The 25,534-nt window shown below is 74.3% G+C and carries 4 protein-coding genes; all 4 read right to left on the bottom strand.

Annotation, left to right across the window (positions count from 1 at the left end):
* On the bottom strand, positions 1-10,715 hold a 10,715-nt coding region (locus tag F5972_RS26925), incomplete at its 3' end, for a type I polyketide synthase (protein ID WP_150937155.1).
* Between the two features lie 46 nt (positions 10,716-10,761).
* On the bottom strand, positions 10,762-15,483 hold the full coding sequence (locus tag F5972_RS26930) for a type I polyketide synthase (protein WP_150937157.1): 4,722 nt from the start codon (positions 15,481-15,483) through the stop codon (positions 10,762-10,764).
* Between the two features lies 1 nt (position 15,484).
* Positions 15,485-24,091 carry a type I polyketide synthase gene (locus tag F5972_RS37495; protein WP_191910327.1) on the bottom strand — a complete coding sequence of 2,869 codons (8,607 nt, stop codon included), beginning with the start codon at positions 24,089-24,091 and terminating at the stop codon, positions 15,485-15,487.
* Between the two features lie 18 nt (positions 24,092-24,109).
* The gene (locus F5972_RS26945; protein WP_150937159.1) at positions 24,110-25,522 is read right to left on the bottom strand and encodes an NAD(P)/FAD-dependent oxidoreductase; all 1,413 of its coding nucleotides are present in this window, start codon (positions 25,520-25,522) and stop codon (positions 24,110-24,112) included.
* Positions 25,523-25,534: the final 12 nt, after the last annotated feature.

The following is a 25,534-nucleotide window of genomic DNA, read 5'->3' on the forward strand; positions in this document are numbered from 1 at the left end:
AACACGTACGACACCCGGCCCGAGGCGATCGACCCGGTGTTCGCGTTGGCGGCGTAGTCGTGATACATCATCCCGGCGAACACCCCGGTCGACGACCCCCGCAGCGACCCCGGGTCGATGCCCGCCCGCTCCATCGCCTCCCACGAGGTCTCCAGCAGCAACCGCTGCTGCGGATCCATCACCAACGCCTCGTTCGGCGAGATCCCGAAGAACCCCGCGTCGAACTCCGCCGCCTCGTGCAGGAACCCACCCGACTTCACATAACTGGTGTTCGCCCGCTCCCCACTCGGATCGAACAACCCCTCCACATCCCAGCCACGATCAGCCGGCCAATCCGAAATCGCGTCCACACCATCGGACACCAGCCGCCACAAATCCTCCGGCGAGGACACCCCACCCGGATAACGGCACGCCATGCCCACGATCGCCAGCGGCTCGTCGATCGAGCCCGCCGTGGCCGCCACCGCCGTACGCCTGCTGTCCGCGCCGACCACCTCGGCCGCGATGTACTCGGCGACCGCGAGCGCGTTGGGGTAGTCGAACACCAGTGACGCCGGCAGCCGCAGCCCGACCTGGGCGTTCAGCGCGTTGCGGAACTCGACCGCCGACAGCGAGTCGAAGCCCAGCTCACCGAACGCCCGATCGGGCTCGATCGCCTCCGCCCCGGCGTGCCCCAGCACGGCAGCCGCCTGCGTACGCACGATGTCCAGCAGCGCCGCCACGCGGTCCGCTTCGGACAGCGGCGCCAGCCGCTCGACCAGTTGCGCCGCCGCCGCGGGAAGTCCGGCCGCGTTTCTGCGGGCCGGTCGCCGGACCAGGCCACCCAGCAGAGCGGGCGCCTCCGAGCCGGCCGCGGCGAGCGCGGTCAGGTTCAGCCGGATCGGCACCACCGCGGCGGCGTCCGAGGCGCAGGCCGCGTCGAACAGTTCCAGCCCCTGCTCCGCCGACAGCGGCTCCACACCGGTACGGCTCAGCCGCTGCCGCTCGACGGCGGTCAGCTCACCACCCATGCCGCCCTGGGCGTCCCAGAGACCCCAGGCCAGCGACTGGGCGGCGAGGCCACCTCCCCGGCGGTGCGCGGCCAGCGCGTCCAGGAACGCGTTCGCCGCGGCATAGCTGCCCTGACCCGGCGTCCCGAACACTCCCGAGGCCGAGGAGAACAGCACGAACGCCGACAACTCACGATCACGCGTCAGCTCGTGCAGGTTCAGCGCCGCGTCCACCTTCGGACGCAGCACCCGATCCACCCGCTCCGGCGTCAGCGACCCGATCACACCGTCGTCCAGCACACCCGCCATGTGCACCACGGCCGAGACATCCACCCCGGCCAGCAAAGCGGCCAGCGCGTCACGATCGGCCACGTCACACGCCGCCACCGACACCTCGGCGCCGAGCCCGGCGAGCTCGTCGATCAGATCGGCGGCGCTCTCGGCCGAGGCGCTCCTGCTGGTCAGCAGCAGACGACGCACCCCGTACTCCACGACCAGGTGCCGTGCCACCATCCGGCCCAGCATCCCGGTGCCACCCGTGACCAGCACCGTCCCCTCGGCGGAGAACGACGTCACCGGCTCGGTCTCAGCGGTCGCGGCGGGCACGCGGACCAGGCGGGTCGCGTAGATCACCCCGTCGCGGACCACGACCTGCGGCTCGCCGGTCGCCAGAACGGTCGCGAGGTCCACCGAGTCATCCGTGTCCAGCAGCAGGATCCGGCCCAGGTTCTCCGACTGCGCCGTACGCACCAGCCCCCAGACGGCGGCACCGGCCAGGTCGGTCACATCCTCGCCCGGCAGCCCCACGGCACCCGACGTGACCACCGCCAGCACCGCATCCGCCGACGACTCCTCCCCCGGCCACGACTGCAACGCCGACAACACCGCATGCGTCGCCCCGCGCACCGCGTCCGCCGACACACCCGGCTCACCGCGGACCACGACCACCTCGGCCGGGTCGGTCGGAGCGGTGGCCGGTGACGCGCCGCCGATCGGCGTCCACGAGAGCTGGAACAGCGGGGCGGCCTGGCGCGATCCGGCCGCGTCGAGCCCGCCGGCCGGGATCGTCCGTACGGTCAGCGACTCGACCGACGCGACCGGGGCGCCGGTGTGGTCGGCGACGGCGATGCTCACCGCGTCCGAGCCGACCGTCGTGACCTGGACACGCACCGCCTGCGCGCCGGTCGCGTGCAGGGTGACCCCCGCCCACGAGAAGGGCAGCGCCGCCTCCTCGCCGATCACGCTGGTCAGCCCGATGGCGTGCAGGCACGCGTCCAGCAGCGCCGGGTGGATCCCGAACCGATCGGCCTCCTCCTGTACGGACTCGGGGAGCGCCACCTCGGCGAAGACGTCGTCACCGCGCCGCCAGGCCGTCTTCAGGCCCTGGAAGACGGGTCCGTACGTGATTCCGGCCTCGGCCAGGTCGGCGTACAGGCTGCCGATGTCGACCGGGACGGCGCCCGCGGGGGGCCATTCGGACGCCGCGGCCGGCTGCTCCGTCACGCCCGGGGCCAGCAGTCCGGTGGCGTGGCAGACCCACGGGGCGTCGACGTCCTCACTCCGTGAGTGGACGCTGAGCGCCCGGCGGCCCGACTCGTCGGCGGCGCCGACGGAGACGCGCACCGCGACGCCGCTTTCGGGCAGCACCAGCGGAGCCTGCAGGGTCAGTTCCTCAAGCACCTCGCAGCCGACCTGGTCACCGGCGCGGATCGCCATCTCGACGAAGCCGGTGCCGGGGAACACCACGTTGCCGAGAACCTGGTGGTCGGTCAGCCATGCCTGCGTACGGGAGGACAGCCGCCCGGCCAGCACCACGCCGTCCGACTCCGGCGACGTCACGACAGCGCCCAACAGCGGGTGATCCGCCGAGTCCAGGCCCGCCGAAGCGATGTCGGCCGCCCCTGTGAAGGCCCCGGCCCATGCCTCCCTCCAGTAGTCGAGGGTGTCGAGCCAGTAGGACTCGCGCTGGAAGGCGTAGGTGGGCAGGTCAACGCGGGCGGCGCCGGTCTCGGCGTAGAAGGCCTGCCAGTCGACCGGCACGCCGGCGGTGTGGAGCTGGCCGAGGGCGGCGACGACCGTGCCGGGTTCGGGGCGTCCGGCCCGCATGGTGGCGGTGAAGATCGCGCTGTCGGCTGCCTCGTCGAGGGTCTGCTGGGCCATGGCGGTGAGTACCGCGTCCGGGCCGAGCTCCACGAACCGGGTCACGCCCTGGGCGGCGAGGGTGGTGACGGCGTCGGCGAAGCGGACCGCGCCGCGCACCTGGCCCACCCAGTACTGCGGGGTGCCGAACGCCTCGTCGGCGAGGCCGCCGGTGACGGTGGACACGATCGGGATCGACGCCGACCCGTAGTTCACGGAATCCGCCACGCTCTGGAAGTCGGCGAGCATCGGCTCCATCAGGTGGGAGTGGAAAGCGTGGGAAACGCGCAACCGGCGCGTCTTCCTCCCCTGCTCCGCCAACCGCTCCGCCAAAGCCAGGACCGGGGCTTCCTGCCCTGAGACGACCACCGCGCGGGGGCCGTTGATCGCGGCGATGTCCACCCCGTCGGTCAGGAGCGGGGTCACCTCGTCTTCGGTGGCCTGAACGGCGACCATCGCACCGCCGGACGGGAGGGCCTGCATCAGCCGGCCCCGGGCCGCCACCAGGCGGCACGCATCCGGAAGCGACAGCATCCCGGCCACGTGCGCGGCGGCCAGCTCACCCACGGAGTGACCGGCCAGGTAGTCCGGCCGCACCCCCCACGACGTCAGGAGACGGAACAGCGCGACCTCGACGGCGAACAGTCCGGCCTGAGCGTAGGCGGTCTGGTCGACCGTCTCGGCGTCGGAGCCCCAGATCACCTCACGCAACGGCCGGTCCAGGTGCGCGTCCAGCTCAGCGACAACGGCGTCGAAGGCCTCGGCGAACACGGGGAAGGTGGCGTGGAGTTCCTGGCCCATGCCGAGCCGCTGGGCGCCCTGACCGGTGAACAGCACGCCGACCTTCCCGGTGGAGCGGGCGACGCCCTGCACCACCCCGGGAGCGGTGCGACCCTCCGCCAGTGCAGCCAGCCCGTCCAACAGGGCGGCCCGGTCGGCACCGGTGACCACCGCCCGCCGCTCGAACGACGCTCGCGTCGTCGCCAGCGAGAACCCGATGTCCGCGACGCTCAGGGAGGGGCGCTCCTGCACGAAGGACAGCACCCGCGCCGCCTGCCCAGCCAACGCGTCCGCTGTCTTCCCCGACACCACCCACGCCACCGGAGCACCGGCCTGGGCCTCAACCTCACCCGCGACCACTGCGGCGGGAACCGGAGCGGGAGCCTCGGCGAGAGTGACATCGGCGGCAAGGTCGGCGGGGGCCTGCTCGATGATGACGTGGGCGTTGGTGCCACTGATGCCGAACGACGACACACCCGCGCGGCGCGGACGGTCCACCTCCGGCCACGGCATCGCCTCGGTCAGCAGCTGGACCTGACCCGCCGACCACTCGATGTGCGGAGACGGCTCGTCCACGTGCAGCGTCTTGGGCAGCACCCCGTGCCGGATCGCCTGCACCATCTTGATGACACCGCCGACACCGGCGGCGGCCTGGGCGTGACCGATGTTCGACTTCAGCGACCCCAGCCACAACGGCCGGTCCTCCGGACGCTCCTGCCCGTAGGTGGCAAGCACCGCCTGCGCCTCGATCGGGTCACCCAGCGTCGTACCGGTCCCGTGACCCTCGACCGCGTCCACGTCCTGCACCGACAAGCGGGCGTTGGCCAGCGCCTGGCGGATCACCCGCTCCTGCGACGGACCGTTCGGCGCCGTCAGGCCATTCGACGCGCCGTCCTGGTTCACCGCCGTACCCCGGACGACGGCCAGCACCCGGTGTCCCAGCCGGCGCGCGTCCGACAACCGCTCGACCAGCAGCACACCACAGCCCTCGGCCCACGCCGTGCCGTTCGCGCCCGAACCATACGCGCGGCAGCGACCATCGGGCGACAGCCCCCGCTGGCGGGAGAACTCGATGAAGGCCTCCGGTGTGGCCATCACCGCCACACCACCGACCAGCGCCAGCGAGCACTCCCCCGACCTGAGCGCCTGCCCGGCCAGGTGCAACGCCACCAGCGACGACGAACACGCGGTGTCGACCGTGACCGACGGGCCTTCGAACCCGAACACGTACGACACCCGGCCCGAGGCGATCGACCCGGTGCTGCTGTTCGCCGCGTAGTCGTGGTACATCATCCCGGCGAACACCCCGGTCGCCGACCCCCGCAGCGACGCCGGGTCGATGCCCGCCCGCTCCATCGCCTCCCACGAGGTCTCCAGCAGCAACCGCTGCTGCGGATCCATCACCAGCGCCTCGTTCGGCGAGATCCCGAAGAAGGCCGCGTCGAACTCCGCCGCCTCGTGCAGGAACCCACCCGACTTCACATAACTGGTGCCGGGTCGGGAGCCTTCGGGGTCGAAGAGCTCCTCGACGTCCCAGCCGCGGTTCACGGGGAACTCGGAGATCGCGTCCACGCCTTCGGCGACCAGCCGCCACAGGTCCTCCGGCGAGGACACCCCGCCCGGATAACGGCAGGCCATGCCCACGATCGCCAGCGGCTCGTCCGTCGCGTCCGTGGCGGACCGTACGGCGGTGACCTTCCGGCCCGCCCCGGTGAGTTCGGCGGCGAGGTGGCGGGCGAGCGCGGTCGGCGACGGGTAGTCGAAGACCAGTGAGGCGGGCAGCCGCAGGCCGGTCTCGGCGCTCAGCGCGTTGCGGAACTCCACCGCCGACAGCGAGTCGAAGCCGAACTCGCCGAAGGCCCGGTCCGGCTCGATCGCGTCGGTGGAGGCGAAGCCCAGCACCTGCGCCACGTGTCCGAGCACGAGCCGCAGCAGCATGGGCTGCCGCTCCTCCTCGGGCAGGTCGGCCAGCCGCCGCGCGAGCGCGCCGTCGGCGGATCCGGCGCCGGCGCTGCGCCGGCGGACCGCGGGGACGACGCCGCGCAGCAGATGGGGCAGGTTCTCGGCCTGGGCGCGCAGGCCGGGCAGGTTCAGGGTCAGCGGCGCCAGTACCGGCTCGGCGGTCGTGAGGGCGGCGTCGAAGGCGGCCAGCCCGGTGTCGGCGGTCAGCGGGACGAAGCCGCCCTGGGAGAAGCGCGACTGCTCCAGGGTGCCGGCCATGCCGGCCGCCCACGGGCCCCAGGCCAGCGACTGGGCGGTGAGGCCACCTCCCCGGCGGTGTGCGGCCAGCGCGTCCAGGAACGCGTTCGCCGCGGCATAGCTGCCCTGACCCGGCGTCCCGAACACCCCCGACGCCGAGGAGAACAACACGAACGCCGACAACTCACGATCACGCGTCAACTCGTGCAGGTTCAGCGCCGCGTCCACCTTCGGACGCAGCACCCGATCCACCCGCTCCGGCGTCAGCGACCCGATCACACCGTCGTCCAGCACACCCGCCATGTGCACCACGGCCGAGACATCCACCCCGGCCAGCAAAACGGCCAGCGCGTCACGATCGGCCACGTCACACGCCACCACCGACACCTCGGCGCCGAGCCCGGCGAGCTCGTCGCGCAGTTCGGCGGCGCCGGGCGCCTCCGGGCCGCGGCGGCTGGCCAGCACCAGGCGGCGCACGCCGTGCCGGGCCACCAGGTGCCGGACCACCAGCTCGCCCAGCGCACCGGTGCCGCCGGTGACCAGGACGGCTCCGTCGCCGAACCCGGCGGGCTCGGCCTCCGGCGTCGCCGTCGGCACCCGGACCAGGCGGGCCGCGTAGATCACCCCGTCGCGGACCACGACCTGCGGCTCGCCCGACGCCACCACGACCGGCACGTCCACCGAACCGTCGGTGTCCACCAGCACCACCCGGCCGGACAACTCCGACTGCGCCGAACGCACCAGCCCCCAGACGGCGGCACCGGCCAGGTCGGTCACATCCTCACCCGGCAGCCCCACGGCACCCGACGTGACCACCGCCAGCACCGCATCCGCCGACCGCTCCTCCCCCGGCCACGACTGCAACGCCGACAACACCGCATGCGTCGCCCCGCGCACCGCGTCCGCCGACACACCCGGCTCACCGCGGACCACGACCACCTCGGCCGTCGACGGTCGCGCCGCGTTCAGCGGGAGGGGCGACCACTCCACCCGGTAGAGGTTCTCCGGCAGGACCGGCGACGACGCCTGCTCGGCGGAGATCGGGCGCAGCGTCAGCGAGTCGGCCGACAGCACCGGCCGTCCGCCCGTGTCGGCGACGTCCAGCGTCACCGTCCCGGCGCCGGCCGGGGTCAGCCGTACGCGGACGGCGGGCGCGCCGGCGGCGTGCAGGGCGACCCGTGACCACGCGAACGGCACGACGGCCTGCTGCTCGAACAGCCCGGCGAAGGCCGCGGTGTGCAGGCAGGCGTCCAACAGGGCCGGGTGGATGCCGAAGTCGGCGGCGGACGACGCCGCCTGCTCGGGCAGCGCGACCTCGGCGAACACCTCGTCGCCGGAGCGCCAGACGGCCCGCAGTCCCTGGAAGACCGGGCCGTAGCCGAGGCCGGCTTCGGCGAGGTCGCCGTACAGGTCGCCGAGGTCGACCGGGACGGCCCCGGGCGGCGGCCACTCGGCCGGCACGTCCTCGGCGGGGGCGACCCCTGCGGTCAGCACGCCTTCGGCGTGCAGGGTCCACGGCAGGTCCGTGCCCGGCTCGTCGAGGCGGGAGTAGATCGCCACCGTGCGCAGGGGGGACGCGGCGTCCTGCGGGCCGAGCACCACCTGGATCCGGACGCCGCGATGCACGGAGTCCGCCTCCGGCAGCGCCAGCGGCGCGTGCAGGGTCAGCTCGTCGAGCACGGCGCAGCCGACCTGGTCACCGGCGCGGATCGCCAGTTCGACGAACGCCGTCCCGGGCACCAGGACCCGGCCCATGACGCGGTGGTCGGCGAGCCATGGCTGCGCGCGGGTGGACAGGCGGCCGGTGAGGACGACCTCCCCGGAGTCGGGCATCTGGACGACCGCGCCCAGCAGCGGGTGCCCCGGGGCGTCCAGCCCGGCGGCCGCCACGTCGGCGGTCGGAGCGGCCTCCACCCAGTATCTGCGCCGCTGGAACGCGTACGTCGGCAGGTCCGCCCGCGTGGCGCCGCTCCCGGCGAAGACGGCCCGCCAGTCGACGGGAAGGCCGCTCGTGTGCAGCCCGGCGAGGGCGGCGACCATGGCGGCGGGCTCCGGCCGGTCCTTGCGGAGGGTCGGGAGGAGCGTGCCGGTTCCGGTGGTCTGCCGGGCCATCGCGGTGAGCACCGCGTCGGGGCCGAGCTCGACGAACCGGGTCACGCCCTGGGCGGCGAGGGTGCTGACGGCGTCGGCGAACCGCACCGCGCCCCGCACCTGCTCCACCCAGTAGCGCGCGGTCCCGAAGCCCGAGTCGGCGAAGGCGCCGGTGACGGTCGACACGATCGGGACGGACGGCCGCCCGTAGGTCAGCGACTCCGCCACCTCGGCGAAGTCGGCCAGCATCGGCTCCATCAGGTGGGAGTGGAAGGCGTGGGAGACCCGCAACCGGCGCGTCTTCCGCCCCTGCTCCGCCAACCGCTCCGCCAAAGCCAGCACCGGGCCCTCCTGCCCGGACACGACCACCGCGCGGGGCCCGTTGACCGCCGCGATGTCCACCCCGTCCGTCAGGAGTGAAGTCACCTCGTCCTCGGTGGCCTCGACCGCGACCATCACCCCACCGGACGGCAGCGCCTGCATCAGCCGGCCCCGCGCCGCCACCAGACGGCACGCGTCGGCGAGCGACAGCATCCCCGCGACGTGCGCGGCGGCCAGCTCACCCACGGAGTGCCCGACCAGGTAGTCGGGCCGCACCCCCCACGACTCGACGAGGCGGAACAGGGCCACCTCCACCGCGAACAACCCCGCCTGCGCGTACGCGGTCTGGTCGACCAGGTCGGCGTCCTCGCCCCAGATCACCTCACGCAACGGCCGGTCCAGGTGCGCGTCCAGCTCGGCGACGACGGCGTCGAAGGCCTCGGCGAACACCGGGAAGGCGGCGTGCAGTTCGCGGCCCATGCCCAGGCGCTGGGCGCCCTGGCCGGTGAACAGGAAGGCGGTGTCGCTCTCGGCCGCCGAGCCCCGCACGATGGCCGCCGACGGCTCGCCCGCGCTGAGCTCGGCCAGGCCACGCAGCACGGACTCCCGGTCGGTCGCCAGCACCACCGCCCGGTGCGCGAGCGCGGCCCGGCTCGTCGCCAGGGAGTAGCCGAGATCGATGACGGACATGTCCGCCGACTCGTCCAGGTGCTCCAGCAGCCGGGCCGCCTGGGCGCGCAGGGAGTCGGCGTCGCGTGCCGAGACCGGCAGCGGCACGGGCGTCGCGGCCGGCCACCCGCGCGGGCTCACCGGAACGCTCTCCGCCTCCGGCTCGGCGGGGGGCGCCTCCTCCAGCACGACGTGGGCGTTGGTGCCGCTCACCCCGAACGACGAGACGCCGGCCCGGCGCGGCCGGTCGCCCGCCGGCCACGGCCGCCGCTCGGTCAGCAGCCGGACGTTCCCCGCCGTCCAGTCCACGTGTGAGGACGGCTCGGTGACGTGCAGAGTGCGCGGCAGCACGCCGTGCCGCATGGCCATGACCATCTTGATCACGCCGCTGACCCCGGCGGCGGCCTGCGCGTGGCCGATGTTGGACTTGATGGAGCCCAGCCACAGCGGCTGGTCCGCCGGCCGGTTCCTGCCGTAGGTGGCGAGCAGGGCCTGCGCCTCGATCGGGTCGCCGAGGGTGGTGCCGGTGCCGTGGCCCTCCACCGCGTCGACGTCCGCCGTGGTCAGCTCGGCGCCGGCGAGCGCGTCGCGGATCACCCGCTGCTGCGCCGGGCCGTTCGGCGCGGTGAGACCGTTGCTGGCGCCGTCGGAGCCGACCGCGGAGCCGCGGATCACGGCGAGCACGTGGTGCCCGTTGCGCTGCGCGTCCGACAGGCGCTCCAGCAGCAGCAGGCCGGCGCCCTCGGCCCAGCCGGTGCCGTCGGCGCTGTCGGAGAACGCCTTGCACCGGCCGTCCCGCGCGAGGCCGCTCTGCTTGCTCATCCCGATGAACGGGCCCGGCGTGGACATGACCATGACGCCGCCGGCCAGCGCGAGCGCGCACTCCCGGTTGCGCAGCGCCTGCGCCGCCAGGTGCAGCGCCACCAGGGACGACGAGCACGCGGTGTCGACCGTGAGGGTCGGCCCCTCCAGGCCGAGGGTGTAGGCCACCCGCCCGGAGATCACCGCGGACGCGGTGGCCGTGCCCAGGTAGGCCTCGGCCACCTCCGGCGCCGCGTCCAGCAGGCCCGCGTAGTCCTGCATGCCGGAGCCGACGAACACGCCGACCCGCTCACCGCGTACGGAGTGGGGGTCGAGCCCGGCGCGCTCCAGCGTCTCCCAGGCGACCTCCAGCACCAGGCGCTGCTGCGGGTCCATGGCGAGGGCCTCGCGGGGCGCGATGCCGAAGAAACCGGCGTCGAAGCCGGCCACGTCGGCGACGAAGCCGCCCTCCCGGACGTAGCTGCGCTCGGTGTCGAGGTCCCAGCCGCGGTCGACCGGGAACGGGCTGATCGCGTCGACCTCGTCGGCGACGAGCCGCCACAGCTCCTCGGGCGAGGTGACGCCGCCCGGGTAACGGCAGCCCATGGCGACGATCGCGATGGGTTCGGTGGCATCGGCCTCCACCTGGCGCAGGCGCGAGCGGGTCTGGTGCAGGTCCGCCGTGACCTTGCGCAAATATTCAAGGAGCTTCTCGTCGTTGCCCATCAGCGAGTCCCCAGTTAGTCCTCAGTCGGTGCCAGGTCGGTACCGGTCAGTGCTCTGTCATCAGTTCGGAGTCGATGAAGGCGAACAGGTCGTCCGCCGACGCCGTGGCCAGCCGCTCGGCCGTGGTCGCTGCCTCCGGCGCGGACGTCAGCCCGTCCAGCAGGGCCTGCAGCTGCGAGGCCACCCGTACGCGTTCCTCGGGCGGCAGCGCGCCCGCCTGCGCGCCGATCCGGTTGAGGTCGGCGAGCACCGCGTCCGCGGACGGCTCCTCCGGCGCGCACAGCGTGGCGCGGAGGTGCTCGGTGAGGGCCTTCGGCGAGGGGTGGTCGAACACCAGCGTGCTCGGCAGGTTCTCCCCCGTCGCGGTGTTCAGCCGGGTGCGCAGCTCGACCGCGGCGACCGAGTCGAAGCCCATGTCCTCGAACGACCGGCCGGGCTCGACCTCGGTCGCGTCGCCGTAGCCGAGCACCGCCGCCACCTGCGTACGGACCAGGTCGAGCAGCGTGCGCTGCTGTTCGGCCGGGCTCATCTCGCGCAGGCCGGACAACGCGGGCGACGGCCCGGCGGGCTCGGCGGCGAAGCCGGAGCCGGCACCGGAACCGGCCGCGGCGTCCGCGCCGGTCGGCGGCAACGCGTTCAGCAGGGGCCGCGGCCGGGCCAGGGTGTAGGCGGGGACGAAGCGCGGCCAGTCGAAGTCGGCGATCACGATCTCGGTGTCGTCGTGGTCGAGCGCCTGGCCGAGGGCCTTGACGGCCCGCTCGGGCCGCATCGCCGGGGTGCCGATCCGGCGCAGCACCGCGCCGAGTTCGGCGTCGACCATGCCGCTCTCCCAGGGGCCCCAGGCGATGGAGGTGGCTGTCAGGCCGCGGGCCCGCCGGTCGCGCGCGAGCGCGTCCAGGTAGGCGTTGGCGCTGGCGTAGGCGGTCTGCCCGCCGCTGCCCCAGATGGCCGCGCCCGACGAGAACAGCACGAACGCGTCGAGCGGACGGTCGGCGAGCAGCTCGTCGAGGTGCCGCGCGCCCGCCACCTTGGCCGCGCCGACCTCGGCGAACTCCTCGACGCTGAGGTCGGCCGGCGACGCGATCCGCTGCAGGACCCCGGCGGCGTGCACGACGGCGGTGAGCGGCGGCTCGGCGGGCAGGTTGTCCAGCAGTTCGCGTACGGCGTCCCGCTGGGCGACGTCGCAGGCGACGACGCTCACCCGCGTTCCCCGGGCGCTCAGCTCCTTGGCGAGCTCGGCCGCCCCGGGGGTGGCCTCGCCCCTGCGGCCGGCCAGCACGATGTGCTCGGCGCCGCGCTCCGCGAGCCAGCGCGCCACGTGCGCGCCCAGCCCGCCGGTGCCGCCGGTGACGAGGACGGTGCCGCGCGGCCGCCACGACCGCGCGGGTGCGGCGCCGCCGAGACCGGCCCGCACCATGCGCCGGCCGAGGATCCGTCCGGACCTGACCGCGACCTGGTCCTCCCCGGTGGCCCCGGACAGGACGGCGGCGAGGCAGTCGACGGACGCGTCGTCGATCCTCTCGGGCAGGTCGACCAGGCCGCCCCAGCGCTCGGGGTGGTCCAGGGCGACACCGATGCCGAGGCCCCAGACCGTCGCCTGGCCGGGGCTCGGCGGCGCGTCCGCGGCGTCCGTGCTCACTCCCCGCCTGGTCGCGCACCACAGCGGCGCGGTCACTCCGGCGTCGCCGAGCGCCTGCACGAGCGTGAGGGTCGCGGCGGTGCCGGCGGGCAACGATGCGTGCCGGGGATGCGGGCGCTCGTCGAAGGCCAGCAGGGACAGCACCCCCGCGAGGGGCGTCCCACCGGTGAGGGCCCGGCGGACGGCGTCGGCCGTCGCGGCGCGGTCGTCGCCGGCCTCCAGCACCTCGACCGTCGCGCCCCGGCCGGCGAGCCCGGCCGTCAGCGTCGCGACCGCCTCGCGGGCGCCGTCCCCGATCTCTCCCCCGGGTACGGCGACCAGCCAGGCGCCGGTCGGCGCGGAGCCGCCGGCCTGCACCGCGTGCCAGTCGATCGTGTAGCGCCACGCGTCCAGGTCGGCGTCCGGCAGGGCCGGGGTCTCCCGCCAGTACTGCTTGCGCTGGAAGGCGTACGTGGGAAGGTCGGTCCGGGTGCCGCCGGTGCCCTCGTAGAACGCCCGCCAGTCGATCGTACGGCCGCGCACGTGCAGGGCGCCCAGCGCCGAGACGACGTCGTGTGCCTCGCCGGCGCTGCGGGAGGACCCGCGCAGCAGCGGCACGTACGCGCGGTCCTCGCCGGGCGCGCCGTCGGCGGCCAGCGCGGTGAGCACGGCGGCGGGGCCGAGTTCGAGGAAGGTGGTGACGCCGCCGTCCGCCAGCCACCGCACGGCCTCGTGGAAGCGCACGGTCTGGCGGGCGTTGCGGAGCCAGTAGTCGGCGTTGGCCAGCTCGGCGGCGCCGACCGGCCCGCCGGTGACCGTCGAGACGAGCGGGACCCGCGGCGGGTGGTAGGTGAGCCCCTGGGCCACGGTGCGCAGCTCGGCGAGCATCGGCTCCATCAGCGGCGAGTGGAACGCGTGGGACACGCGCAGCCGCCGGATCTTGCGGCCCTTGGCCTCGAACCGCGCGGCGAGCTCGCTCACGGCGGCCTCGACGCCGGAGATCACCACGGCGGACGGCCCGTTGATCGCGGCCAGCCCGACCCGGTCGTCGAGCAGCGGCGCGATCTCCTCCTCGCTCGCCTGCACGCTGATCATCGCCCCGCCGGCCGGCAGCGCCTGCATCAGCCGCCCGCGCGCCGCCACGAGCTCGGCCGCGTCCGCGACCGACAGCACGCCCGCCGCGTGCGCGGCGGCCAGCTCGCCGACGGAGTGACCGGCCAGGTAGTCGGGCCGCAGCCCCCACGCCTCCAGCAGCCGGAACAGCGCCACCTCGATCGCGAACAGCCCGGCCTGGGTGTAGAGGGTCTGGTCGATCGCCCCGCTGTCGTCGTGCCACAGCACCTCCCGCAGGGGCCGCGCCAGGTGGACGTCCAGCTCGGCGGCGACCTCTTCGAACGCCTCCGCGAACGCGGGGAACGCGGCGTGCAGCTCCTTGCCCATCCCCGGCCGCTGCGCCCCCTGGCCGGTGAACAGGAACGCCGTCCCGCCGCGGGGCTGCGCCACGCCGCGCAGCACATCGGGGCCGTCCTCGCCGTACACCAGGGCGGTCAGGCCGCGCCGCAGGTCCTCGCGGTCGGCCGCGACCAGCACCGCGCGGTGCGGCAGCGCCGCCCGCGCGGTCGCCGAGGTGAACCCGATGTCGGGCAGTGACAGCTCCGGCCTGGCGTCCAGGTGGGTCAGCAGCCGTACGGCCTGCGCGGGCAGCGCCGCACCGGTGTGCGCGGAGAGCAGCACCGGCAGGACCGGCACCGTCGAGGCGGGCGGGCGCGAGAAGGCCTGCGGGTCCTCCTCGGTCGCCGGCGGCTCCTCGACGATCACGTGTGCGTTGGTGCCGCTGAGCCCGAACGAGGAGATCCCCGCGCGGCGCGGGCGCCCGGAGACGGCGGGCCAGGGGACCGGCTCGGCCAGCAGGCGGACGGCGCCGGCCGACCAGTCCACGTTCGGCGAGGGCTCGTCGACGTGCAGCGTCTTGGGCAGGACGCCCTGACGTAGCGCCATGACCATCTTGATGATCCCGGCCACGCCCGCCGCCGCCTGGGTGTGGGCGATGTTCGACTTCAGCGACCCCAGCCAGAGCGGCCGGTCGGCCGGGCGGTTCCGGCCGTACGTCGCGATGATCGCCTGCGCCTCGATCGGGTCGCCGAGCGTCGTCCCGGTGCCGTGGCCCTCGACCACGTCGACGTCCTGGGCGGACAGCTGTGCGCTGGCGAGCGCCTGCTGGATGAGCCGTTGCTGGGACGGCCCGTTCGGGGCGGTCAGGCCGTTGCTCGCGCCGTCGGAGTTGACCGCGCTGCCGCGGACGACCGCGAGGATCGGGTGACCGTTGCGCTGGGCGTCCACGAGACGTTCGACCAGCAGCAGGCCGACGCCCTCCCCCCAGGCCGTGCCGTCCGCCGCGGCCGCGAACGACTTGCACCGGCCGTCGGCCGCGAGCCCCCGCTCCTGGCTGAACCCGACGAACGAGTCCGGCGCGGCCATGACCGTCGCGCCGCCGACGACGGCCATCGTGCACTCACCGGTCCGCAGCGCCTGGATCGCCCAGTGCAGCGCCACGAGGGAGGACGAGCAGGCCGTGTCGACCGTGACCGCCGGGCCCTCCAGGCCGAAGCTGTAGGCGATCCGGCCGGACGCCACGCTGGCCAGCCCGCCGGCGCCGCCGCCCGGCGCGTAGTCGTGGTAGACGATGCCGGTGAAGACACCGGTACGGCTGCCGCGCAGCGTCGCCGCGTCGATCCCGGCGCGTTCGAACAGCTCCCAGGTGGTCTCCAGCAGCAGGCGCTGCTGCGGGTCGGTCTCCCGCGCCTCCCTCGGGCTGATCTTGAAGAAGTCGGCGTCGAACTGGCCCGCGTCGTGCAGGAAGCCGCCCATGGTGGTGTAGGTCTTGCCGGGCGCGCCGGGTTCCGGGTCGTAGAGCCCGGACACGTCCCAGCCGCGGTTGACGGGGAACGACGAGACGGCGTCGCCCCCGCTCGCCACCAGCTCCCACAGGTCCTCCGGAGACGAGATGCCACCCGGGTAGCGGCAGCTCATCGCGACGATCGCGATCGGCTCCCCCTGCCGGGCCTCCATGTCGCGGAGCAACCGCTTGGTCCGGCTCAGATCGGCGGTCGCCCGCTTCAGGTAGTCCCTGAGTTTGTCGACGTCAATCATGTCAATCTCCACTGGAAGGGACTGTCGGCGAATCGACGCCGAGTTCGCTGTCGATGGCCGCGAACAGTTCCTCGTCGCTGGCGTAGCTGAAGTCGTTGTCGGTCGCGGCGAGGCCGCCCATCACCCGGGAGTCCTGCCAGCGGCGCAGCAGCGCCTCCAGACGGGCGGTGATCCTGCCGGACTCGTCGCCCATCACGTCGCAGTTCTCCAGGGCCGTCTCCAGCGCGTCCAGCTCCGCGAACACCGGCGACGCCGAGCCTCCGGCACTGATCTCGCCGTCCAGGTAGGCGGCGATCGCCTGACCCGTCGGATAGTCGAAGACCAGGGTGGACGGCAGCGAGAGCCCGGTCATCGCGCTCAGCCGCTTGCGCAGCTCGATCGCGGCCAGCGAGTCGAAGCCGAGCTCGGACAGCGCGCGGTCGGCCTCGACCGGCTCCTGTGAGGAGTGGCCGAGCACCACGGCGACCTGTTCCTGGACCAGATCGAGCACCGCCTGCGCCCGTGCGGCCCCGGCCAGGCCGCCGAGCCGCTGCCGCAGCGCCGCGGCGGCGTCCTCGTCGATGGGCGGCAGGTCGACCGCCATCCGGCCCACGTTCGGCCGGTCCGCGTCGATCCAGTAGCGCTGACGCTGGAAGGCGTAGGTGGGCAGATCCACCCGGCGGGCGCCGGTCTCGGCGTAGAAGGCCTGCCAGTCGACCGGAACTCCGGCGGTGTGCAGCTGGCCCAGGGCGGCGACGACCGTGCCCGGCTCGGGCCGCTCGGCCCGCATCGTGGCGGTGAACACCGCGGTGTCGGCTGCCTCGTCGAGGGTCTGCTGGGCCATCGCGGTCAGCACCGCGTCCGGGCCCAGCTCCACGAACCGCGTAACGCCCTGGGCGGCGAGGGTGGTCACCGCGTCGGCGAACCGCACCGCGCCCCGCACCTGCCCCACCCAGTACTGCGGGGTCCCGAACGCCTCGTCGGCCAGGCCCCCGGTGACGGTGGACACGATCGGAATGGACGCCGGCCCGTAGTCCAAGGACTCCGCCACCGTCTGGAAGTCGGCGAGCATCGGCTCCATCAGGTGGGAGTGGAAGGCGTGGGAGACCCGCAACCGGCGCGTCTTCCGCCCCTGCTCCGCCAACCGCTCCGCCAGAGCAAGGACCGGGGCTTCCTGCCCGGACACGACCACCGCGCGGGGGCCGTTGACCGCGGCGATGTCCACCCCATCCGTCAGCAGAGGTAACACCTCGTCTTCGGTGGCCTGAATCGCGACCATCGCCCCACCCGTCGGCAGGGCCTGCATCAGCCGGCCCCGCGCCGCCACCAGGCGGCACGCATCCGGAAGCGACAGCATCCCGGCGACGTGCGCGGCGGCCAGCTCACCCACGGAGTGCCCGGCCAGGTAGTCCGGCCGCACCCCCCACGAGGAGATCAGCCGGAACAGCGCCACCTCGACGGCGAACAACCCGGCCTGCGCGTACGCGGTCTGGTCGACCGTCTCGGCGTCGGCGCCCCAGATCACCTCACGCAACGGCCGATCCAGATGCGCGTCCAACTCGGCGACAACCGCGTCGAACGCCTGCGCGAACACCGGGAACGCCGCGTGCAGGTCCCGGCCCATGCCGAGCCGCTGGGCGCCCTGACCGGTGAACAACACACCCACCTTCCCGGCGGAGCGGGCGACGCCCTGCACCACCCCAGGAGCGGTACGGCCCTCCGCCACCGCCGCCAGCCCCGCCAGCAGGGCGGCCCGGTCGGCACCCGTGACCACCGCCCGACGCTCGAACGCCGCCCGCGTCGTCGCCAGCGAGAACCCGACATCCGCGACGCTCAGGGAGGGGCGGTCCTGCACGAAGGACAGCACCCGCGCCGCCTGCCCGGCCAGCGCGTCCGCCGTCTTCCCCGACAGCACCCACGCCACCGGAGCGACCGGAGTTCCGGGCTCGGCCGCGCTTCCGTCCGACTGCGAATCGGCTGCGGCATCGGCGGGCTGCCCGCTCTCGGCCAGGACCAGGGCGGTGGCGTCGGCCACCTCGGCCGAGGCCGGATCGACGGTGCCGACGAGCAGGGCCGGGGCGGGAGCCTCGGCGGAGCTGACATCGGCGGCGAGGTCGGCGGGGGCCTGCTCGATGATCACGTGGGCGTTGGTCCCGCTGATGCCGAACGACGACACACCCGCCCGGCGGGGACGGTCCACCTCCGGCCACGGCATCGCCTCGGTCAGCAACTGAACCTGACCGGCCGACCACTCGATGTGCGGAGACGGCTCGTCCACATGCAGCGTCTTGGGCAGCACCCCGTGCCGGATCGCCTCCACCATCTTGATGACACCGCCCACACCGGCAGCCGCCTGGGCGTGCCCGATGTTCGACTTCAGCGACCCCAGCCACAACGGCCGCTCCTCCGGACGCTCCTGCCCGTAGGTGGCAAGCACCGCCTGCGCCTCGATCGGGTCACCCAGCGTCGTACCGGTCCCGTGACCCTCGACCGCGTCCACGTCCTGCACCGACAAGCGGGCGTTGGCCAGCGCCTGGCGGATCACCCGCTCCTGCGACGGACCGTTCGGCGCCGTCAGGCCATTCGACGCACCGTCCTGGTTCACCGCCGAACCCCGCACCACCGCGAGCACCCGGTGCCCGAGCCGGCGCGCGTCCGACAACCGCTCCACCAGCAGCACGCCGACGCCTTCGCCCAGTGAGGTGCCGTCCGCGCCCGCGCCGTACGCGCGGCAGCGGCCGTCCGGCGACAGGCCCTGCTGCTCGCTGAAGTCCACCAGCATCTCCGGGGTGGCCATCAGCGTCACTCCGCCGGCGAGGGCGAGGGAGCACTCCCCCGACCGCACCGACTGGGCCGCCAGGTGCAGCGCGACCAGCGACGACGAACACGCGGTGTCGACCGTGACCGACGGGCCCTCGAACCCGAAGACGTACGACACCCGGCCCGAGGCGATCGATCCGGTGCTGCTGTTCGCGGCGTAGTCGTGGTACATCATCCCGGCGAACACCCCGGTCGCCGACCCCCGCAGCGAGCCCGGGTCGATTCCGGCCCGCTCGATCGCCTCCCAGGAGGTCTCCAGCAGCAGCCGCTGCTGCGGGTCCATCGTCAGCGCCTCGTTCGGGGAGATCCCGAAGAATCCGGCGTCGAACTCGGCTCCGTCGTACAGGAAGCCGCCGCCCTGCGCGTACACCTTGCCCGGCGTGCCGCGCTCGGGGTCGTACAGCGCGTCGACGTCCCAGCCGCGGTCGGCGGGGAACTCGGAGATCGCGTCCACGCCGTCGGCGACCAGCCGCCACAGGTCCTCCGGCGAGGCCACCCCGCCGGGATACCGGCAGGCCATGCCGATGATCGCGATCGGCTCGTCCGCACCCGGCGCGGTCCCCGATGCGGGCGCAGGGACGGCGGCGGACGCGGCCGCCGGGGCGAGCAGTTCGGCCAGGCGGTTCGCCGCGGCGCGGCTCGTCGGATAGTCGAAGATCATCGTCGCGGGGAGCCGGAGACCGGTGGCCGCGTTGAGCCGGTTGCGCATCTCCAGCGCGGTCAGCGAGTCGAAGCCCAGCTCCTTGAAGGCCCGGTCCGGCTCGATCGCGTCGGCCGACGAGTGCCGGAGCACGTCCGCGACGCAGGTCCGCACCAGATCGAGCAGCGTACGGCCGATCTCGTCGGCCCCGAGGCCGGCCAGCCGGTCGGCGAGCGAGCCGTCGGCCGTCCCGGTGTCGCGCGCGGCCCGGCGCGGCGGCCGCCGTACCAGGTCGCCGAGCACGGTGGGCAGCGCGTCCGCGGACGCCTGGGCGCGCAGCCCGGCCGCCTCCAGGCGGACCAGGGCGAGGTGGGCGTCCCCGGCGGCGAGCGCGGCGTCGAACAGGATCAGTCCCTGCTCGGGGGTGAGCGGCGGAAGCCCGTCGCGCCGCAGTCTCCGCGCGTGCTGCTCGTCGAGCGCGTCGGCCATGCCGACCCCGGTCCACGGGCCCCAGGCCATCGAGGTCGCCGGCAGGCCCGAGGCGCGCCGGTGGGCGGCGAGCGCGTCGAGGAACGCGTTCGCCGTGGCGTAGTTGGCCTGCCCGGCGGCGCCGATGGTGCCGGCGACCGAGGAGAACAGGGCGAAGACGGCCAGGTCGAGGTGCTCGGTCAGCTCGTGCAGGTGCCAGGCGGCGTCGGCCTTGGGCCGCAGCACGGCCTCGAAGTCGTCCGGCGTGAGGGTGGCGAGCACCCCGTCGGAGAGCACGCCCGCGGTGTGCACGACGCCGGTGAGCGGGTGCCCGGCCGGAATCGCGTCGATGACGGCCGCGAGCGCGGCCCGGTCGGCCACGTCGCAGGCCGCGATGACGACGTCGGCCCCCAGGCCGGTCAGCTCCTCGCGAAGCTCCGCGGCGCCGGGCGCGGCGTCGCCCCGGCGGCTCGTCAGCACCAGGTGGCGCACGCCGTACGCGGTGACGAGGTGCCGGGCCACGCGCCCGCCCAGGCCACCGGTGCCACCCGTGATCAGCACCGTTCCGTCCCGGTCGAGCACCCGTCCGCCGGGCACCGGAGCGTCGAGCGCCCCGCCGTCCGCCGTGCCGTCCACCGTGCCGTCCTTCTCCGGGACGACCGCCAGGCGTGGCACGAAGAGCTCGCCGTCGCGCAGGGCGAGCTCGGGCTCGCCCGTGGCGGCGGCGCGGGCCAACGTCTCGGGGCCGACATCGGGATCATCGGTGTCGACCAGCACGAACGCGCCGGGGTTCTCGGCCTGCGCCGCCCGGACCAGGCCCCACACGGGCGCCTGCGCCAGATCGACGGGACCGCCGTCCACGGTCACGGCTCCCCGGGTGACCAGCACCAGCGGGCCGGTCGCGGCCCGCTCGTCGGCGAGCCGGTCGCGCAGCGCGGCGAGCACCTGCCGGACGGTCTCCCGCGCATCGCCCGGCACACCACCGCCGGACAGGACCGGGCAGTGATAGACGGCGACCTCGGCGCCCTTCGCGGGTGCATCGGCGGGTGCGGAGACCGGCCGCCAGACGATCCGGTACGGCGAGAGCGCCTTCGTCTCCGCCGCCGGAGCCAGCTGCTCGGCGGAGACCGGCCGGCTGACCAGCCCCGCCACGGTCAGCACCGGACGGCCCGCGGCGTCGGCCGCCTCCAGGCGCACCGCGTCCGGCCCCTCCGGCGTCAGCCGCACCCGCAGTTCGGTGGCGCCGACCGCGTGCAGCGTGACGCCGGTCCAGGCGAACGGCAGAACGGTGTCGCCCGACCCGGTCACCAGGGCCGTGTGCAGGGCGGCGTCCAGGGCGGCCGGGTGCACCGCGAACCGCTCGGCGTCGGCGTGGGCCTCCTCGGGGAGCCGCACCTCCGCGAACAGTTCGTCGCCGCGCCGCCAGGCCGCCCGCAGGCCCTGGAACACCGGGCCGTAGGCGTACCCGCGCTCGAGGAGCCGGTCGTACGCGCCGTCGAGCGCGATCGCGGTCGCGTCGCGCGGCGGCCAGACCGCGAGGTCGGCGCCGTACGGGGTCTCGGCATCGTCGCGCAGTGCGCCGGACGCGTGACACGTCCACGGGCCGTCGGGGTCGTCGTCCCGGCGCGAGTGGACGGCGACCGGGCGGGCGCCGGACTCGTCGGCGGGCCCGACCGCGACCTGAACCAGCACGCTCTCGTCGTCCGCCAGGATCAGCGGCGCCTGGATGGTGAGCTCTTCGAGCACCGGGCAGCCGGCCTCCTGGCCCGCGGTCAGCGCCAGGTCGACGAAGCCGGTGCCCGGCACGAGCACCGTGCCGAGCGCGTCGTGGTCGGCCAGCCAGGGGTGGGTCTTCAACGAGACCCGCCCGGTGAACAGGTGCCCGTCGCCGTCGGCGAGAGCGACGGCGGCGCGCAGCAGCGGGTGGTCGATGGGCTCCTGGCCCAGGGCGGCCACCTCGACGGCCGACTCCGGGTTCTGCCAGTAGCGCTCGCGCTGGAACGCGTACGTCGGCAGGTCGACCACGCGCGCGGCGGGCCGTCCGGCGGTCCAGTCGACCTTCGCCCCGCAGACGTGCGCGTTCGCGAGCGAGGTCAGGAACCGGGTGAGGTCGCCCTGGTCGCGGAGCAGCGACCCGACCACCGCGGCGTCGGCCTCCTCGGCCTCGAAGGTGGCCTCCACGCCGTGCCGCAGCACCGGGTGCGGGCTGCACTCGACCCACAGGTCGAAGCCGTCCCGCAGCAGTGCCCGGGTGGCCTCGTCGAACCGCACGGTCTCGCGGAGGTTGGTGTACCAGTACTCCGCGCCGAAGGCGGTGGTGTCGGCGAGGTCGCCGGTCACCGTGGAGTAGAACGCGACCGACGCGGGCCGGGGGGTCACCGGCGCGAGGATCTCGATGAGCCGCTCGCGGATGGCCTCGACGTACTGGGAGTGGGACGCGTAGTCGACCGGGATGTTCTTGGCCCGCAGGCCCTCGCCGGTCAGTTCGGTGAACAGTTCGGCCAGCGCCTCGGGGTCTCCGCAGACCACCACGGAGCCCGGGCCGTTGACCGCGGCCAGGCACAGCCGCCCGCCCCAGCGCTCGATGCGGGCGGTGGCGGCCTCCGCGCCGAGCGGGACGGACATCATGCCGCCCTGTCCGGCGAGCTCCTCGCCGATCAGCCGGCTGCGCAGCGCGACCACCCGCGCCCCGTCCTCCAGGGACAGCGCGCCCGCCACGACGGCCGCGGCGATCTCGCCCTGCGAGTGGCCGACGACGGCCTCGGGGACGACCCCGTTGGCGCGCCACAGCTCGGCCAGGGACACCATGACGGCCCACAGCACGGGCTGCACGACGTCGACCCGGTCGAAGCCCGGCGCCCCGGGCTCGCGCCGCAGCACGGCGAACAGGTCCCAGTCGACGAACGGCTCCAGCGCCCGCGCGCAGGCCGCCATCCGGTCGGCGAACGCGGGCGCCTGGTCGAGCAGGTCCGCCGCCATCCCCGCCCACTGCGACCCCTGACCGGGGAAGACGAAGACGGGACGGCGGGTCACCGGCGCGGCACCGGTGACCACCTTGGCGTCGTTCTGGCCGGCGGCGAGCGCCGCGAGGCCCGCGACCAGTTCGTCCCGGTCGCCGCCGAGGACGACGGCCCGGTGCTCGAAGCGGGCGCGGGCCGTCGCGAGCGAGTGCGCGACGTCCGCCGCCTCCAGCTCCGGGCGGGCGTCCAGGTGGGACCGGAGCTGCCCGGCCTGGGCGCGCAGCGCCTCCGGGCTCTTGGCCGACAGGATCCACGACGTCACCGGGAACGCGCCGGCCTCCGCCGGGGAGTCCGATGTGGGCTCGCCCGGGGTCTCGCTATCGGAAGCGGCCGGGGAGCCGGCCGCCTGTTCGATGATCACGTGGGCGTTGGTGCCGCTGACGCCGAACGACGACACCGCGGCACGCCGCGGCCGGTCGACCTCGGGCCAGGGCGTCGCCTCGGTCAGCAGCCGGACGTTGCCCGCCGACCAGTCGACGTTCGGGGTGGGCGCGTCCACATGCAGAGTCCTCGGCAGCAGCCCGTGCCGGATCGCCTGCACCATCTTGATGACCCCGCCCACGCCGGCCGCCGACTGGGTGTGCCCCAGGTTCGACTTGAGGGAGCCCAGCCACAGCGGCCGGTCGTCGGGACGGTTCTGGCCGTACGTCGCGATGATCGCCTGGGCCTCGATGGGGTCGCCGAGCTTGGTGCCGGTGCCGTGGCCCTCCACCGCGTCCACGTCCGCGGGCGACAGCCCGGCGTGCTCCAGCGCCCGGCGGATGAGCCGCTGCTGCGACGGCCCGTTGGGCGCGGTCAGCCCGCTGCTCGCGCCGTCCTGGTTCGTCGCCGTCGCGCGCAGCACGGCCAGCACGGGGTGGCCGTTCGCCCGCGCGTCCGACAGCCGCTCCAGCAGCAGCACGCCGCAGCCCTCGCCCCAGCCGGTCCCGTCCGCGGCCGCCGCGTACGACCGGCACCGGCCGTCCGGGGAGAGCGCCCGCTGCTTGCTGAACTCGACGAAGGCGTCCGGGCTCGCCATCAGGCACACGCCGGACGCGAGGGCCAGCGTGCTCTCCCCCGCGCGCAGGGACTGCGCGGCGAGGTGCACCGCGACGAGGGACGACGAGCAGGCCGTGTCCACCGTCACGCAGGGGCCCTCGAAGCCGAAGACGTATGACACCCGGCCCGAGGCGACGGAACCGGTGCCCTGCGCGTCGGCGTAGTCGTGGTACATCATCCCGGTGAACACGCCCGTGGCGCTGCCCTTCAGCGTCCCCGGGTCGATGCCGGCCCGTTCGAACGCCTCCCAGGTGGTCTCCAGCAGCAGCCGCTGCTGGGGGTCCATCGCCAGGGCCTCACGGGGCGAGATGCCGAAGAAGGCCGCGTCGAAGTCACCCGCGTCGTACAGGAACGCACCCTCACGGGTGTACGCCTTGCCGGGTTTGCCGGGTTCCGGGTCGTACAGGTCCTCCGGCCAGCCGCGGTCGGCGGGGAACGCCGATGTCGCGTCGACCTCGTCGACGACCAGGTTCCACAGGTCCTCCGGCGAGTCCACGCCGTGCGGGTAGCGGCACGCCATCCCGACGATCGCGACGGGTTCGCCGGAGGTCCGGTGTTCCAGCTCGGCGAGCCGTCTCTTCGCCTCCCGCAGGTCGGCGGTGGTCCGCCTGAGGTATTCGAGCAGCCTCTCCTCGTTGCCCATTTCTTCTCCGCGAGGTCCCTATGCCGAGGTCTGGGAAACGGCCGAATCAGCGGGTGCGGCGTCGAGGACGCCGGAGAAGCCGGGATACTGCGCGATCGCCTCTTCGGCGGTCAGCGGCGGCAGCTTCGGTCCACGCATCATCGCCACCAGCAGCGGCAACGTCATCATCTTCTTGGGGGTGATCACCAGGGACGCCGCGCTGTAGGTCGCGCGGGCCATGGCGGGGTGCTCGGTGACCACGCGGCTCCACCGCGCGGCCATCTTGAGCTGCGACGCGCCGCCGCGGAGGGTCAGGTTGGTCCGCACGTTCGGGAACCACCGGTCCTGGCCGATCGCGACCTCCCACCAGGGCTCGCCGGCCTTCGCGATGCGCTGCTGCGCCCGCCGGGCCAGACCCTCGGTGAACCCCGTACGCTCCACTTCCTCCCGGAGCGCGAGCGCGCCGAAGGCCGAGATCGACATCCCGGTGGCGTAGTTGGGGTTGAGCGTCATCGCCGCGTCGCCGAGCACGACGAAGCCTTCCGGGACGATCCGCTCGAAGTGCCTGCGCCGGTTGGCCAGGCCGCGGTAGGCCCGGATCTCGCCGAGCGGCGTCGCGCCCGCGAGCAGGTCCGCGATGATCGGGCTCCGCATGCTGCGGGCGAAGTCGAGCCAGCCCTCCTCGTCGGTGGGCGGGTGCGCGCCCCTGGTGCCGATCAGCGCGACGATCCAGCGGCCGTCCTCGTTGGGGAGCAGCGCGGCGCCGCGGCCGGGCTCTCCGGTGCTGTTGTCGGCCTGGATCAGGATGCCCGGGAAGTCGTCGCCCGCGGACGGCGGCGCCAGGAACGACCGTCCCGCGTACGCGAAGCCGGCGTCCAGCGTGTCCTCGGCGACCTCGGGCAGGCCCAGGTCGGTGAGCCAGCGGGGAGAGTCGGAACGGCGGCCGGCCGCGTCCACGACGAGGTCCGCCTCGATCGTCTCCTCCGGCCCGCCGTCACGCTCGACGCGTACGCCGGTGACCCGGGTGGCGTCGCCGGTCAGCCCGACGACCTTGGCCGACTGGATCAGGGTGATCCGGTGGTAGCTGAGCGCCTGGCGGCGTACGACGTGGTCGAGCAGCGGGCGGCTGCAGGTGACGACGAAGGGGTCGCCGTCGAAGCGCCGGCTCCAGCCCTGCGGGGACAGCATGGCCATCCGCTCGCCGATCCGCAGGTGGTGCGCCCCGTGCGCGTAGAGCAGGTCGGTCGTCTTGGGCAGCAGCGTGTCGAGCGCCATCGCCCCGCCGCCGAACAGCATGTGGTTGTGGTGGCCCTGGGGAAGCCCGCGCCGCTGGGCGGGCGAGCTGGGAAAGGTGTCGCTCTCGATGATGGTGACCCGGTCGACGTGGCGGGCGATCGCAGTCGCCGCCAGCATCCCGGCCATCCCACCGCCGATGATCGCCGCGTGGGTCATCGTCGCACTCCC

The sequence above is a fragment of the Microbispora cellulosiformans genome (assembly GCF_008728085.1).
Taxonomy (GTDB): Bacteria; Actinomycetota; Actinomycetes; order Streptosporangiales; family Streptosporangiaceae; genus Microbispora; species Microbispora amethystogenes.

Coding starts and splice junctions, on each gene's coding strand:
- F5972_RS26945 (WP_150937159.1), bottom strand. CDS start 25,522: ATGACCCACGCGGCGATCATCGGCGGTGGGATGGCCGGGATGCTGGCG.
- F5972_RS37495 (WP_191910327.1), bottom strand. CDS start 24,091: ATGGGCAACGAGGAGAGGCTGCTCGAATACCTCAGGCGGACCACCGCC.
- F5972_RS26930 (WP_150937157.1), bottom strand. CDS start 15,483: ATGATTGACGTCGACAAACTCAGGGACTACCTGAAGCGGGCGACCGCC.